Annotated in this window: 12 protein-coding genes; 11 read left to right on the top strand and 1 reads right to left on the bottom strand. The window is 54.3% G+C overall.

The window, feature by feature from the left end; genetic code table 11:
• The 11 genes from ACWAU0_RS14165 (at position 1) to bfr (ending at position 11861) form a co-directional block, all read left to right on the top strand.
• A complete protein-coding gene (locus ACWAU0_RS14165) occupies positions 1 to 1206 on the top strand; it encodes an acetate/propionate family kinase (protein ID WP_101055159.1) in 1206 nt (401 codons plus the stop codon).
• 277 nt (positions 1207 to 1483) lie between these two features.
• Positions 1484 to 3514 (top strand): TonB-dependent receptor, encoded by a 2031-nt coding sequence (locus ACWAU0_RS14160; RefSeq protein WP_101055157.1) that lies wholly within the window; start codon positions 1484 to 1486, stop codon positions 3512 to 3514.
• Between the two features lie 80 nt (positions 3515 to 3594).
• Positions 3595 to 4812, top strand: coding sequence for a zinc metallochaperone GTPase ZigA (zigA, locus tag ACWAU0_RS14155; protein WP_205450767.1), 1218 nt, complete (start codon positions 3595 to 3597; stop codon positions 4810 to 4812).
• Positions 4805 to 5050, top strand: coding sequence for a hypothetical protein (locus ACWAU0_RS14150; protein ID WP_033155389.1), 246 nt, complete (start codon positions 4805 to 4807; stop codon positions 5048 to 5050). Before zigA ends, ACWAU0_RS14150 begins: the two co-directional genes overlap by 8 nt.
• Positions 5047 to 5832 (top strand): ZIP family metal transporter, encoded by a 786-nt coding sequence (locus ACWAU0_RS14145; RefSeq protein ID WP_205450768.1) that lies wholly within the window; start codon positions 5047 to 5049, stop codon positions 5830 to 5832. The genes ACWAU0_RS14150 and ACWAU0_RS14145 overlap by 4 nt, the downstream gene beginning before the upstream one ends.
• A gap of 123 nt (positions 5833 to 5955) precedes the next feature.
• Complete coding sequence (locus ACWAU0_RS14140; RefSeq protein ID WP_458139232.1) at positions 5956 to 6558, top strand: DUF1826 domain-containing protein; 603 nt, start codon at positions 5956 to 5958, stop codon at positions 6556 to 6558.
• Positions 6559 to 6568: 10 nt separating this feature from the next.
• On the top strand, positions 6569 to 8254 hold the full coding sequence (locus ACWAU0_RS14135; RefSeq protein ID WP_205450770.1) for a formylmethanofuran dehydrogenase subunit A: 1686 nt from the start codon (positions 6569 to 6571) through the stop codon (positions 8252 to 8254).
• Positions 8255 to 8297: 43 nt separating this feature from the next.
• The gene (gene folE2, locus ACWAU0_RS14130; RefSeq protein ID WP_205450771.1) at positions 8298 to 9086 is read left to right on the top strand and encodes a GTP cyclohydrolase FolE2; all 789 of its coding nucleotides are present in this window, start codon (positions 8298 to 8300) and stop codon (positions 9084 to 9086) included.
• Positions 9087 to 9096: 10 nt separating this feature from the next.
• Positions 9097 to 10092 (top strand): CobW family GTP-binding protein, encoded by a 996-nt coding sequence (locus ACWAU0_RS14125; RefSeq protein ID WP_205450772.1) that lies wholly within the window; start codon positions 9097 to 9099, stop codon positions 10090 to 10092.
• Positions 10093 to 10281: 189 nt separating this feature from the next.
• On the top strand, positions 10282 to 11256 hold the full coding sequence (locus ACWAU0_RS14120) for a CobW family GTP-binding protein (protein ID WP_205454465.1): 975 nt from the start codon (positions 10282 to 10284) through the stop codon (positions 11254 to 11256).
• A 134-nt stretch (positions 11257 to 11390) separates the two neighbouring features.
• Entirely contained in the window at positions 11391 to 11861 is a 471-nt protein-coding gene (gene bfr, locus ACWAU0_RS14115) for a bacterioferritin (RefSeq protein WP_205450773.1), read from the top strand.
• Positions 11862 to 11973: 112 nt separating this feature from the next.
• On the opposite strand, the gene ACWAU0_RS14110 is transcribed toward bfr, so the two are convergent.
• Positions 11974 to 15132, bottom strand: a complete 3159-nt coding sequence (locus ACWAU0_RS14110) for a response regulator (protein ID WP_458137048.1) — start codon at positions 15130 to 15132, stop codon at positions 11974 to 11976.
• Positions 15133 to 15181: the final 49 nt, after the last annotated feature.

Below are 15181 nucleotides of genomic sequence, written 5' to 3'. Positions count from 1 at the left end.
ATGAAAATCCTGGTGCTCAACGCCGGCAGTTCATCGGTTAAATACAGCTTATTCGAGATGTCTGATCGCTCGGTGCTGATCGCCGGTATCATCGAACGTATCGGCGAAGATGCCGCTAGCCATAGTTATGCGCTGGCGAATAATGACCGGACACGTGACGAAATCAATTGCCGCAACCATCAACAAGCCTTGCAATTGTTGTTCGAAACACTGGCTGCCTGCCGCGTTTTGACCGACCGCCGCGAACTGGCCGGCATTGGTCATCGGGTGGTGCATGGCGGCGAACATTTTCGTGAACCGGCCTTAATCGATGCGCAAGTGATGCAGCGCATTGCCGAAGTGATCCCATTGGCGCCGCTGCATAACCCTGCCAATCTTTTGGGCATTGAGGAAGCCATCCGGCAAATGGACGATACGCCGCAAGTGGCGGTATTCGACACGGCGTTTCATCAAACCCTGCCCGATTATGCCTATCGCTATGCCGTGCCCAACCATCTTTATACCGATCATGGCGTCAGACGTTACGGCTTCCACGGTACCTCGCACCGCTATGTTGCCGAGCAAGCCGCGCAGTATCTTAGCAAACCGTTGTCTGACACCAATCTGATCACTTTGCACCTTGGCAACGGTGCCAGCGTCACCGCCATCCAAAACGGTCGGAGTATCGATACCTCGATGGGTATGACGCCGCTGGAAGGTTTGATGATGGGCAGCCGCTGCGGCGACATCGATCCGGCCATCCATTTTTATCTAAGTCGCACGCTGAATTTGTCCAATGAGGCCATAGAAACCTTGTTAAACAAAGAAAGCGGCTGCAAAGGCGTTTGCGGCGAAAACGATATGCGGGCGATACACCGGATGGCGGAAGCCGGCGACGATCATGCCCGGCTGGCATTAGCGATGTACGCCTATCGCATCAAAAAATACATCGGCGCTTATTTTGCGGTGCTGGGCCGGGTCGATGCCTTGGTATTTACCGGCGGCATCGGCGAGAACGACGCTTGGCTGCGCGAACACGTCTGTCTGGAAATGCAAATCTTCGGTATTGCCTTGGACCCGGAAAGAAACCAAAAACCGGTGAAACCATGCGACAACATCAGCCCAGCCAACGCCGGCGTGGCGATATTGGTGATTGCCACGAACGAGGAACTGGAAATTGCCATCCAGGCCCAGCAATGCCTGGAACAAAAGCACGCCCTAAATTAGCCGGCCGTAGGCACAAACTACTAGGCGTTACCAACTCAGCCGGGAATAAGTATTTCATCCCGTAGCTCAAAGAAACATTTCCGTAACATTTCAACCCTATGATCTCGAAAGCGGTCCGCGCCGCCCTTCGGGATTGTTACTGTCAGCTTGTTGTTTTCACCACGCTTCGAACGCAAATCTTCAAATAGGCCGCAAAAAAACCAATGTGATAATATTGCATTCATGTGCGTTACAATATAACATCTTTGCACATCTTTACTGACAGCTTGTCTTACTCATGAAAAAAACCGCTGCCCTAATTTTAATGTTGCCATCGCCGGTTTTGCTGGCCGAAGAACTTGCGATTCAAGCACTAGACGAAATCATCGTCACGGCACCGCTGCAAGATAAAAAATCGGACAGTCCGGTACCGGTCACCGTGTTGAGCGACGACGATTTACGTATGAAGACCGGCCACAGCATCGGCGATACCTTAAAAAACGAATTGGGTATCAGCAGCCAATCTTTCGGCCCCGGCGTCGGCACCCCGGTGATACGCGGCCAGGCCGGCCCGAGGGTGAGAGTCTTGAGCAACGGTATCGGCAGCAATGATGTCTCGGCGATCAGCCCTGACCACGCCACCAGCGTCGAACCGCTGCTGGCGGAGCGCATCGAAGTCCTGCGCGGCCCGGCCACCCTACTCTACGGTAGCGGCGCGATGGGCGGCGTGGTTAACGTCATCGACAACCGTATCCCCGGTCGCCAGTTCGACAAGCTGGTAGGTGCGGCGCTCGAACAACGCTTCGATTCCACTTCCGATGAAACCAGCACCACGATGAAAGTCGAGGGCGGCAAGGACAACATTGCCTACCACCTGGACGGTTTTTACCGCCACCGCAACAATCTGGACATTGGCGGCAGCGGCATAGACACCGCTAAAGTGGCCATCACCGATCCCAGCTTGGCGATTGTCGACAACCCCAAAGGCTATCTAAACAACACCGGCGCCGAAGCCATCAGTGGCTCGGCCGGTTTATCTTGGATCGGCGCGCCCGGCTTTGCCGGCGTATCCATCAATAATATAAATAACAACTACGCCATCGCTCCGGACGGCACCGGCGACGAAACCGTCAGCATCGCGATGCGGCAAACCAAATACGACTTTAAGAGCGAATTGAACAACCCGTTCCGCTTCGCGAAAAGTCTACGCACCCGGCTGGGTTACACCGATTACCAACACACCGAAATTGCCAACGGCGAGCCCGGCGCCTATTACACCAACCAGTCTTACGAAGGCCGCATGGAAATGGCTCACCAGGACCTGGGACCGTTGCGCGGCGTGGTGGGTTTTCAAGCCCAAGCCAGCGACTTTAATGCGATCGAAAAACTCACCGGCGCCAGCATCGTCCCGCGTTCGGACATCAGCAGTTACGGTGTATTCGCCGTGGAATCGTTCGATATTGGCGCGGTGACCTATCAACTAGGCACCCGCGTCGAACAAACCGATATTCGCCCGGACGGTTTCGCCAATCTCAGCTACACCCCGGTCAGTGCTTCGGCATCCGCGGTATGGAAACTGGATAATCGCAACAGCCTGAATCTGGCAGTCACGCGCTCCTCGCGCGCCCCGCAAGTCCAGGAACTACTATCCGACGGCTACCATGATGCCACTCGCAGTTACGACAGAGGCGATCTGGGTTTAAGAGAAGAAACCTCCTACAACCTGGATCTGGGTTACCGCTTCAAAACCGACTGGTTGCGTGCCGAATTTGACTTATTCCACAACTGGGCCAGCGATTATATTTTTCAGCAACGCAGCGGCGAATTCGTCGATCAAGACGGCAATCCCTGCGTGGCGGATTGCGTGCCTTTGGTTACCAGCGGACAACACGACGCCATCTTCAAAGGCTATGAAGCCAAACTGATTATGCCCATGATGGAAAACCAGGTCGGCTTATTAGAGATGACCTTATTCAGCGACTACACCCGCGGCGAATTTCTAAACGGCAGCGACGTACCGCGCATGCCGCCTTTGCGCTACGGCCTACAACTGGATTTCAACCGGGACAAATTATCCACCTATTTGCGCTTTACCCGAGCCGAATCTCAGCCCCATGCCGGCGATTTCGAAACTTCCACCGCGGGCTATTTCTTGCTGAATGTCGGCGCCAACTATCAGGTCCGGGCCTATAAAGACGCCAAACTGATGGTGTTCGCCAAAGGTAACAACTTGCTGGATCAAAACATCCGCAACTCGACATCTTACTTGCGAAACTTTGCGCCGGAAGCCGGACGCGGCGCGGAAGTCGGCTTTAGAGTCAGTTATTAAAACGCTGAAACCGGCGCTGTTTTTTTCGACAGCGCCTTTTTTTGGCCAAGCAAAAGCTACAATATATCATCCAAAACACCATGACCCTCGCATCCGCACCAGCCAAACAACTCCCTGTCACCGTACTGTCCGGCTTCCTGGGTGCGGGTAAAACCACCTTGTTGAACCACATCCTCAACAATCGGGAGAATTTAAGAGTGGCCGTAATTGTCAACGACATGAGCGAGGTGAATATCGATGCGGCAACGGTCAAAAACCAAGTACAACTGAATCATGGCCAGGAAAAACTGGTCGAAATGAGCAACGGGTGCATTTGCTGCACGCTACGCGAGGACTTGCTGATCGAGGTCGGCAACTTGGCCAAGGATGGCCGCTTTGATTACTTGGTAATCGAATCCACCGGCATTGCCGAGCCTTTGCCGATTGCGGAAACCTTCACGTTTCGCGACGAACAGGGATTGAGTTTATCGGACATTGCCCGCCTGGATACGTTGGTGACCGTGGTGGACGCGGTCAACTTTATGCGCAATTACCTGGAAGCCTTGAGTTTAAAAGAAACCGGCGAATCACTCGGCGAAGACGACGCACGTAACGTCGCCGATTTGCTGGTCGATCAAATTGAATTTGCCAACGTCATTCTGATTTCCAAAATTGATCTGATCGCCAGCGACGAGCTTATCAACCTAAAAGCGGTGTTACACAGCCTCAACCCCGATGCGGAAATCCTCCCTATCGTGATGGGTCAGGTCGATTTAAGCAAAGTACTCGACACCGGCTTGTTCGATTTCGAAAAAGCCGAGCAAGCCCCAGGCTGGTTAAAAGAATTGCGTGGCGAACATAAACCGGAGACCGAGGAATACGGCATAAGCAGCTTCGTTTACAGCGCCCGGCGCCCGTTTCATCCGCAGCGTTTCTATGATCATCTGCACCACGGCGATTGGGATAACGGCACCTTGTTGCGTTCCAAAGGTTTTTTTTGGTTGGCATCGCGCCCGGATCACGCCGGCAGCTGGTCACAAGCGGGCGGCGTGATGCACCATGGTTTGGCGGGTCGCTGGTGGGCGACAGTACCGCGCCAGGAATGGCCGCAAGACTATCTGCTGGACATCCAGTCACAATGGGCCGAACCCTACGGCGACTGCCGCCAAGAACTGGTGTTTATCGGTCAAAACCTCAATGCCGACCAAGTGCGCCGCGAATTGGACGAGTGCCTGTTAACCGACGCCGAACTGGCAGCCGGCCCGGCAGTTTGGCGACACTATCAAGATGAATTTCCGCAGTGGTTTGCCGATGGCTAGCATCGACAGCTATCTGCATATCATCGGCATTGCATTGTTGCTTATTCTGGCCATTGTCTTGCCCTTGATTGACAGACCGCCCACCAAACGTGTGCTGTCAAAACTGTTTTTGACTGTGTTGGGGTTCATGCTGGCGCATTTTGCTACCCATGCCTTGCCGAACAAATTAGCCGGATTTATTTACAGTTCTCAGCACGAATACCACTCGCTCAAAGCCAAAACACCCCATCGCACATGACTATCGCTATCAGCACTATGGCCGGCGTCATTGCGGCCTGTCTCGCCGTCAGCCTTTGCTCGTTGTCCAGCTTATTTGCATTGTGGTTGAAACCCGACACCTTGCATCGGGTAGTACCGTATCTAGTCGCGCTGGCAGTCGGCGTACTCCTGGGCGATGCTTTTATTCATTTGATCCCCGATGCCATAGACCGCCACGGCAGTGTCAGCGATGTCTGCCTGACGGTATTAGTGGGTGTATTCGGTTTCTTTGTATTGGAAAAATTGGTGCGCTGGCGGCACGACCATAATGTCGACAGCACGCCAACCGGTGGTGAGGTCATGCCATTGGCTAAAATGAATCTGATCGGCGATGCCATGCACAACTTCGTCGACGGCATCTTGATTGCCGGCAGCTTTCTGGCCGATCCGGCACTGGGACTGACCACCACCTTGGCCATTATCGCCCACGAAGTCCCGCAGGAACTCGGGGATGTTGGCGCCCTGCTGCGCGGCGGCTATACACCCAAGCAAGCCGTACTCTACAACTTTTATTGCTCGCTGACCGTTTTGCCGGGCGCGATTTTTACCCTGTTACTCAGCCAGTTAGCCGAATCTTCCTTGTCGCTGCTGTTACCCATCGCTGCCGGCGGCTTTATTTATATCGCCGCCTCCGATCTGATTCCGGTATTACACGAACCATGCAGTTTTTCCAGCCTGAGCGGACAAACCGCCGCGTTTGGTTTCGGCATAGTCTTTATGCAATTCATCGTATTTTTCGAACAGTTCCTGATCGCTAGTTAAGGAGTTTTTGTGTTTGCTCGCATACCCTTTCGTCAATCATCCCTGTCGCCGTTAACCGGCCCCACATCCTTCCAGCCCGTTTCGTATCGGCCATCGACCCGCTCCGTCGTCTCCACAAACTTCGTGGATTTGACGCGCATCTACGAGGATGGCGTGAACTTTTGCTTAATAGAACGACCATTGCCCGCCACAATTGAAGGCTTTATCTATCAAGCCTTGAAGCTATTCGGCCCCTTGGAACTCAGTCAGCCCGTCAATCCATCCGAATTCAACTATACAAACCTGTGGCCCCAAACCCGGCAACTCGATGGCTATGACACATGGCTGGCAGACATCGAACTATTGACGACGGCGTTCTGCGAGCTATTCGAACTCAAGCAAGCCGGCTTGCGCCTAAGGACCTTGAAAACCGCCATGTGTCCGCGCTTTCATGTGGATAGAGTACCCGCACGGATGATTTGTAGCTACGGCGGCATCGGCACCGAATGGCTACCGGAATATGCGCTGGATCGACGAAAGCTGGGGATGGGCAGTGGCGGCCTGGATGATGCGCAGTCCGGTTTGATCGTCGACCAAACGGCGATTCGGCGGATGCCCGCCTATGCCGTGGGCCTGATGAAAGGCGAAGCCTGGGAAGGTAACGAAGGCCAGGGGTTTGTGCATCGATCACCTACGCCAACGGCGGTGCAGCCGCGGCGCTTGGTACTGACGCTGGATATGCTGTGAGGGCCGGCCATTGCTGATCAAATTAGCAGGCGGACACCTCTACGATCCCGCACAAAACCGGCAAGGTGAATCGCACGATCTATTTATCCGTGATGGCGTAATCACAGCCGACCCGGGCCCCGACGCCAAGTTCGATCAGGTATACGACGTATCCGGCCAGATTGTCATGGCCGGCGCGGTGGATATTCACAGCCATATTGCCGGCGGCAACGTCAACACCGCACGCCTATTGTTGCCTGAACAACACCGTAATCACATGGAACGGCGCTTGCGTCATCCCTTCAGCACGGCGAAATGGTCGACCACCGACACCGGCTACCGCTACGCGCGCATGGGCTACACCACGGTGGTCGAACCGGCCATGTTACCGGTCAATGCCTTGGACGTGCATTTGCAGATGGCCGATATTCCCATTATGGATACGGCCGCCCTGGCTATTCTGGGTAACGACGACTTGTTGTTGCGACTGATACGAGCCAAAGCCAGCCAAAACCAAATCAACGACTACGTAGCCTGGACTTTACACGCTACCCGCGCGCTGGGCTTGAAAGTCATCAACGCCGGTGGTGCCAACGCCTTTAAAAGCAATGCCCGCCAATTCGCTTTGGATGACATTGTCCCCGACTACGGCGTCAGCTCCCGGCAAATTCTGCAAACCTTGCAAACTGCCGTATGCCAACTAGGCGTGCCACACCCGGTACATGTGCATTGCAACAACTTGGGTATTCCAGGAAATATCGAAACCATCATAGACACCATGGCAGCCGCGCAAGGACTGCCTATGCATCTAGCCCACGTCCAGTTCTACGCCTATGGCAAGGACGGCAGCAAGGGCTTTTCCTCTGCAGCCGCGCAACTTCTGGAAGCGTTCAACCGCCATCCGAATATCACCATGGATGTCGGCCAGGTGCTGTTCGGCCAGACCGTGACCATTTCCGGCGATGTCATCGCTCAATACAGCCGCCACGCGGATGCCAGCCCCAATAAATGGGCAATGTGGGACGCCGAGTGTGAAGGTTCCGGCGGCGTGGTGCCTTACCGATACCGGGAAGCCAGTTTCGTCAACACCTTACAATGGGCCATCGGCTTGGAGCTTTTTTTGCTTGCAGAAGCCCCGGAGCGTTTATTCTTTACCACCGACCATCCGAACGGCGCACCGTTTACCGCCTACCCCGAATTGATCCGACTGTTGATGGACGCCGATTACCGCCAGGCCTATATGGCAGGCTTAAATCAAGAAGCGCTGGCGATGACCTTGTTGCCCAACCTCAAGCGCGAATTTACCTTAAACGAAATTGCCAGCATGACCCGCAGTGCTGCCGCAAAGTTATTGGGCTTGCATGATCGCGGTCATCTGGCGCCGGGGGCAATAGCCGACATTGCCGTCTACGACCCGGCGGGTATTGGCAGATGCGATCCGATCACCGGTGCATTTACCACCCATCCCCAAGCAAATATCGCTGCCATGTTCGCCAATGCCGCTCTAATGTTTAAACACGGTGAACTAGTGGTGCAAAACGGCGTGGTCGTGGCGCGGCCAAGCGGCCGAGCTCAAATGCTGCAACCCAATTACGATGCCCGCATCACGCGGACGGTGCAAGATCATTTCAACCGGTTCTACAGTTTGAAACTTAACAATTTCGCCATCAACGATGCCGACTTCGCAGAACGCCCCCGGTTTAGGGTGCACCGCTGATAAGCGGACGAACACAAAAATCCTGAATAATTCAGTTAAACTCATGCTCCCTATCGAAGACATTCAAGGCCGCCCTGACACACGGCGCATTGCCATCGACAAAGTCGGCATCAAAGACATTCTGCACCCGATCCGGGTCAAAGAGAAAAGTGGCGGCGAACAACGCACCGTTGCGCACTTTGCGATGTACGTCAATTTGCCGCACGACTTCAAAGGCACCCATATGTCCCGTTTTGTGGAAATCTTGAACGATCACGACCGGGAAATCAGCATTGCCTCATTTCCGGCGATGCTGCAGGACATGCTCGCCAAATTGGAGGCCGAATCCGGGTATATCGAGATGCGTTTTCCCTACTTCATCGATAAAGCAGCGCCGGTCAGTGGCGTCCGCAGCTTAATGGACTATCAAGTCAGTTTTATTGGCGAAATCGATAACGCCGGCTGTCGCATCAAAGTGAAGGTGATAGTGCCGGTCACCAGTCTGTGCCCTTGCTCCAAGGAAATTTCCGAACGCGGTGCCCATAATCAACGCTCACACGTCAGCGTGACTGTAGAGGCCAAGTCGTTTATCTGGCTTGAAGAACTGATCACGCTGGTAGAAGCCGAAGCCTCCTCGCAAATTTACGGCCTGTTAAAGCGCCCGGACGAAAAATACGTCACCGAATACGCCTACGACCACCCCAAATTTGTCGAAGACATGGTGCGCGATGTAGCCGCCCGCTTGAACGCAGAGCCACGGATCATCAGTTACAGCGTCGAATCGGAAAACTTCGAGTCTATCCATAATCACTCAGCTTATGCACTGATACAGCGTGTCAATTCCCCATCCTGACGGAGGCCCTATGAACGCCAACCCCAAACGTAACTACCCCGTACCGGTGACCATTCTCACCGGCTTTCTCGGTGCCGGCAAAACCACTTTGCTTAACCGAATTCTTAGCGAAGACCACGGCAAACGGATTGCGGTGATAGAAAACGAATTCGGCGAAGCCGGTATCGACAACGAGCTTTTGATGCAGGCCGACGAACAAATCGTGACCATGAATAACGGCTGTATTTGTTGTACCGTGCGCGGCGACTTGGTGCGTATCCTCGGCGAACTCAGCGATGGCCGCGAATCCGGAGAACTCCAATTTGAGCGGGTCATCATTGAAACCACCGGTTTGGCCGACCCGGCTCCGGTTGCCCAAACCTTTTTCATCGAGGAAAACATTGCCGAAAACTACCATCTGGACGCCATCATCACCGTCGTCGATGCCGTGCACGCCCACCACCAGCTAGCCGAACACCACGAAGCGCAAGAGCAAGTCGGCTTTGCTGATCGCATCCTACTATCCAAAACCGACCTCCAAGAACCGGAAATTGTTTTAGACCTGGAAACCCGCCTCCGGGCTATGAACCCCAGAGCGCCAATCAAACACGTGCATTTCGGCCAAACCGAACTGCAAGATATTCTGGATATTGACGGTTTTAACCTGGATGACATTTTGAAAATCGAACCGGATTTTCTGGAAGACGTCAGCCACGAGCACGAGGACGACATCCGTGCCTTGGTCTACCAAACCGACCGGCCTCTGGATGCCGCGCGGATTCTGGCATTCCTGAACATCATGATCCGCGACTACGGCAACGAGTTGCTCCGCTACAAAGGCATTCTCAACATCGCCGGCAGCGAACAAAAAGTGATTTATCAAGGTGTGCATATGCTGATGACCGAGACTTTCGGCAACCCTTGGCAAGCCGATGAAGCACGGGAATCGAGTATGGTGTTTATCGGTCGCGACTTACCCAAGGAGGATATTCTGGAGGCCTTGGCTTCTTGCCGGGTAGGCGTTTAGACAAAATCGCTGAATGGGTTTTTGGGCACTGGGCAGATGGCCAGTCACCAGTTGTCTTTGACGTTCCGGTTCAAAAAACAGGCATAATTCGCCTTTACAGATAACCGGTCCGAATAGGTAAATTAAATTTGTATTCGCTTGGACCTCGTAATCACAGCTTTTCATGAAGAAAGCGGCGACCACTTGAAAATGCCCGATCCAGACAAAATCCCTGTTTTTGTGCTCACCGGCTTCCTCGGCAGCGGCAAAACCACCTTGTTGAATCGATTTTTGGCTGACGGGGTAAAGACCGCTGTGGTGATAAACGAGTTCGGCGAAATACCGGTCGATCAGGATTTGTTGGCAAACCAAAATCTGCCGCTGACCGTGCTGTCCGGCGGGTGTCTATGCTGCAAGGTCAAAGGCGCGTTGGCGCCCACGTTAAAAAACCTGTGGATGACCTGGGAGCAAGCGGCAAGCAAGCCTTTCGCACGCATGATTATCGAAGCCAGCGGCATCGCCAGCCCGGAACCGATTCTGGATACTCTGTTGCGCGAGCGCTGGCTGGCCAGCCGTTATCATTTACAAAACGTCATCGCCACCCTGGCTATACCCTCGGCTGCAGCACAGCTGGACAGTTTTGCCGAAGCGCGGGCGCAGGTGGCTTGGGCCGATACTTTATTGCTGACCCATGCCGACGTAAGCAATGCCGACCAGCAAACCGCATTGGCAACCCGCTTGCAAGTTCTAGCGCCGGCCACGCCCAGACTGACGGCAGAAGACTTTCATGCACTTAGCCTGCTGACTAAAGCAGGCCCAAGCTTGCGCCGCTTGCCTCCTGCCGGCCCGTTACCGGTACATAACTTTCGCAGTATCTCGCTGCATCTGGAACAAATTCTGCCCTGGCAACACCTGCAAACCCTCCTCCAAGAGCTGCTTAACCGCCACCCACAAAACTTATTGCGCATCAAAGGCGTGGTTTATCTTGCCGAACAAACCGAACCGATGGTGATTCAGGCAGCCGGCACTCGACTGTACCCACCTACCCCATTAACCGCCAGAACAAGCGACGACGGCCGCAGCCGGCTGGTATTCATCATTCATGGCGAGCCAACGGCACTTGCTACCGATCTAAACAAGACTTTTGTTCCGCTGCTTAGCAGGAACGCTATCAAGCTGCATTAATTTATTAAGCCGAATGGTATTTTTAAGGGCCGGGGTGACAATGGCCCAGCGGGAATCCACGCAAACCCAGTATCCGGCGGCATTTTGTATTACCATAGCCCAGGGCATTAGCAAATTTATCCGGGAGGCGGCATATGCAAGGCGACAAACAAGTCATAGCTCACTTAAACGAATTGCTGGCAGGCGAACTGACCGCAATAGACCAGTATTTTATTCATTCCAGGATGTATGAAAACTGGGGCTTCAGCAAATTATACGAACGCATCAATCACGAGGTTCAAGACGAAACCAACCACGCCGATGCCTTGATCAAGCGAATTTTGTTTCTGGAAGGCACGCCGGATTTATCCAAACGCGAACCGCTGGCGGTCGGCACCAACGTGCCGGAGATGCTGAAAAACGATCTGGCGGTCGAATATAAAGTGGTTGCGGATTTGCGTAAAGTCATCGCCTATTGCGAAACCGTGCGCGATTACCAAACCCGAGAAATTCTGGAAGTGATGCTGGACGACACCGAGGAAGATCATGCACACTGGCTGGAAAAACAATTGGGATTGATCGACATGATTGGTTTGCCAAATTATCTGCAATCGCAAATGTCCTGACTCGGCACTTTGCACAGCAATAGCCGCGGTCGCTTTTAGTGACTGCGGCTTTTTTATGCCAGCCGCTACCGATTGACAGCCATAGTTTTAAAACCTCACTCAGCTTACAGCCTTACAAATCCGCAGCTTGTAAAAGCAATAAAGCGGCTTGATAGTCGAACGCTTCGATTTGCCTGGCAAAATCCGGATATGTAGCCCCCAATTTTGACCGCAGCAACACGGCGTATTCCCGCGCCAAACGGCTGGCTTGCGCATCGCCAATTGCCAAAAGACTTGCCAGTGCAGCTACGACTTGGCGCATATTTTCCGCGTCGATAATTTCCTCATCCGCGTCGCTGCTTGCCGGTTGAGAAGGTAAATCCAGAATAGCGCGAACCAAATGCGTCAATTCGCTATCGCACAACGCCGCCAACTCCATGCAGACCGCCAAATCGCTGCTTTCGGCTATCGCCCGGTCCAATTTAGCCGCCAAATCGGCAACCTGTTTGGCACCCAGCGTGCCGGCAACGCCTTTTAAGCAGTGACTGATGCGTTTTGCTTCGGCGGATTTGCCATCAACCAAGTAGGCCTGAACTTGTTTCAAGTCTTCATTGTGGGCATCGGCAAACATACTCAACAATCGTTGATATTTATCCACGTCGCCCTTCACTACAGCCAGGCCTTGCTTGGTGTCCAAGCCGCTGATGGCCAGCAAAGCCGGCGGCAGCGTATCGTCCGATGCCCCTGTTTTTGCCGAAAAGCGCCCTGCCTCCGCTTTATCGGGCCTCAGGGGACGCGGATCAGAACGCGGTGCCAACCAGCGCAACAAGGCCGCGTAAAGATCTTCCGGAATCACCGGTTTAGCGACAAAATCGTTCATACCCGCAGCGAGCGAAACATGCCGGTCTTCCTCGAACGCAGCGGCGGTCATGGCCAAAATCGGCAAGCCGGCAAAACTCGGCTGCGCACGTATCGCCCGCGTCGCCTCCAGACCGTCCATTTCCGGCATCTGTACATCCATCAACACCAGATCGTAGGCGTTCTCGCCGATTTTTTCGAGAGCGATTCGCCCGTTCTCGGCGGTATCCACTGCCAAACCCACGCCATGCAACAACTCCAGCGCCACTTCCCGATTGATCGGATTATCTTCCACTAAAAGCAAACGCGCGCCGGCGTAATCTCGGCGTAACGCCATTTCCGCGTCGACGGGCTTTTCACTGGGGTGTAAAGGCATGACGCCGTGCCCGCGTTGAACCAGGGCGGTAAACCAAAAGCAACTGCCTTCACCCAATACGCTATCGACGCCGGCATCGCCGCCCATCATATTCGCCAGGCGGCGGGTAATCGCCAATCCCAAGCCTGTCCCGCCATATTTGCGGGTGGTCGACACATCGGCCTGGGTGAAAGCCTGAAATAAACCGGCTTGTTGCTCCGCTTCGATACCGATTCCGGAATCGTTCACCTCGAAGCGCAGCAGCAAGCCCGCGGCGGTTTCCTCCTGCACCATCGCCCGCAACCGGATCGAACCGCGTTCGGTAAACTTCACGGCATTGGTGGCGTAGTTGAGCATGGCTTGGCGCAGACGCATCGGATCCCCGCGCAGCCATTGCGGAACGCCCTGCCCATCCACCTCTATGCTCAAGGCTTTGGCCCGCGCCTGATCGGCGATAATGGAACGAATGTGGTCCAATACCGCCGCCAGGGAAAAATCGGTTTGCTCCAGCTCCAGCCGGCCGGCTTCGATCTTCGATAAATCCAGCACGTCGTTAATAATCGACAATAGATGTTGGGCGGCGCTATCGATTTTGTCCAAACGCTCGCTTTGTTCCGGATTGGGACTGCTTTGCCGCAGCAAATAAGTCAAGCCGATGATGGCATTCATGGGGGTACGAATCTCGTGACTCATATTGGCCAAAAAGGCGCTCTTGGCTTGATTGGCGGCATCGGCCAACAGTTTCGCCGCTTCCAGTTCAGCCGTGCGGCTGGCCACTAAATCTTCCAGGTGGTGCCGATACTGATCCAGCTCCAGCGCCACACGTTTCTTCTCGGTGATGTCTTCCTGTACCGCAACAAAATGGGTTACGCTGCCGTCGGCCTGACGGATTGGCACGATGATGGCAAATTCCACATACTCGCTACCGTCCTTGCGTTTATTGATAAATTCGCCTTTCCAGGTCTGACCACAGCCCAGTGCGGTCCACAACGCCCGATAATTTTCCGGCGGGGTTTTTTTCGATTGCAATATGCGCGGATTACGGCCGATGACCTCGTCGCGCCGGTAGCCGCTCACCTGCAAAAACGCCTCGTTAACGTATTCGATATCGCCGTTCAGGTTGGTGATGATAATACTGGCCGGGCTTTGTTCCACCGCCTGCGCCAACTTACGCAGTTGCTGTTCGGTTTGTTTGCGCTCGCTAATATCCAGATTGACCCCAAACAGCATGATCGGTTTACCCGCGGCGTCATATTGCGCACGGCCCTTGCTGCTCAGCCATCGCGTTTCGCCGGATGGCAAAATATAGCGAAACTCCACCTCGAACGCCTCGCCACGCAAAATGCGGCTTTCCCACTGCGCATCAATCAAATGCTGATCGTCCGGATGCACTCTTGCGCGCCAGTCAGCGTTGAACCGCACACTGCCGGGTTCCAAGCCATATAGCCGCTCGCATTCCGGCGACCAATAACCGCGATCATTGACAATATCCCAATCCCAAATCCCGACATGCGCCCCCTCCTGCGCCAGCATTAAACGCCGTTCGCTCGCGCGCAAGGCTTCTGCGGCAGCTTCCGCGCGCTGGCGGGCCGCGATGGCATCTTCCATCAAATTTAAGGCCGCCAGTTGCGCCTGATGCTGCTCTAACAGGGCTTGCTCCTGGCTTTGCCGCAAGGCCTGCTCCGCGTCACGTCTTATCCTGCGTTGATCGCGTTCCTCGACAGCCCGGCGTATGGAGGGCACCAAGCGGACCGGATTGTCCTTGTACACGAAATCGACCATCCCCAGCCGTAACAACTCCATCGCGACTTCTTCGCCGACGCTGGCGGAGACCAGAATAACCGGCAAATCTTTACTGTGCGTTTGAATGAATTGCAAGGTATCGCGAATATCCATTCCCGGTACCGCGTAATCCGACAGCACCAAATCCCAGTCGTCTTGCAAAGCCAGCGCCAGCGCCGCGCGGCTATCTATCCGCCGGCATGCCACGCTTAGGCCGTTCTGCTGCAAGTGGTGCACCAGGGCCAGATAATCAGCCTGTAATTCTTCGATAATCAGTAATTTCAATTCAGGATTCATAGACCCATCACGATCATCACGGCGGCTAAGTAATACGCAAACCGGGCGC

The sequence above is a fragment of the Methylomonas sp. Uni0009 genome, from assembly GCF_054188105.3.
This window is presented reverse-complemented; position numbering and strand designations above follow the sequence as displayed.

Excerpts from the sequence above, each read along its gene's own strand:
- ACWAU0_RS14110 (WP_458137048.1), bottom strand. The coding sequence starts at position 15,132 with ATGAATCCTGAATTGAAATTACTGATTATCGAAGAATTACAGGCTGAT.
- bfr (WP_205450773.1), top strand. The coding sequence starts at position 11,391 with ATGCAAGGCGACAAACAAGTCATAGCTCACTTAAACGAATTGCTGGCA.
- ACWAU0_RS14145 (WP_205450768.1), top strand. The coding sequence starts at position 5,047 with ATGACTATCGCTATCAGCACTATGGCCGGCGTCATTGCGGCCTGTCTC.
- ACWAU0_RS14160 (WP_101055157.1), top strand. The coding sequence starts at position 1,484 with ATGAAAAAAACCGCTGCCCTAATTTTAATGTTGCCATCGCCGGTTTTG.
- ACWAU0_RS14120 (WP_205454465.1), top strand. The coding sequence starts at position 10,282 with ATGCCCGATCCAGACAAAATCCCTGTTTTTGTGCTCACCGGCTTCCTC.
- ACWAU0_RS14125 (WP_205450772.1), top strand. The coding sequence starts at position 9,097 with ATGAACGCCAACCCCAAACGTAACTACCCCGTACCGGTGACCATTCTC.
- ACWAU0_RS14150 (WP_033155389.1), top strand. The coding sequence starts at position 4,805 with ATGGCTAGCATCGACAGCTATCTGCATATCATCGGCATTGCATTGTTG.
- ACWAU0_RS14165 (WP_101055159.1), top strand. The coding sequence starts at position 1 with ATGAAAATCCTGGTGCTCAACGCCGGCAGTTCATCGGTTAAATACAGC.
- zigA (WP_205450767.1), top strand. The coding sequence starts at position 3,595 with ATGACCCTCGCATCCGCACCAGCCAAACAACTCCCTGTCACCGTACTG.
- folE2 (WP_205450771.1), top strand. The coding sequence starts at position 8,298 with ATGCTCCCTATCGAAGACATTCAAGGCCGCCCTGACACACGGCGCATT.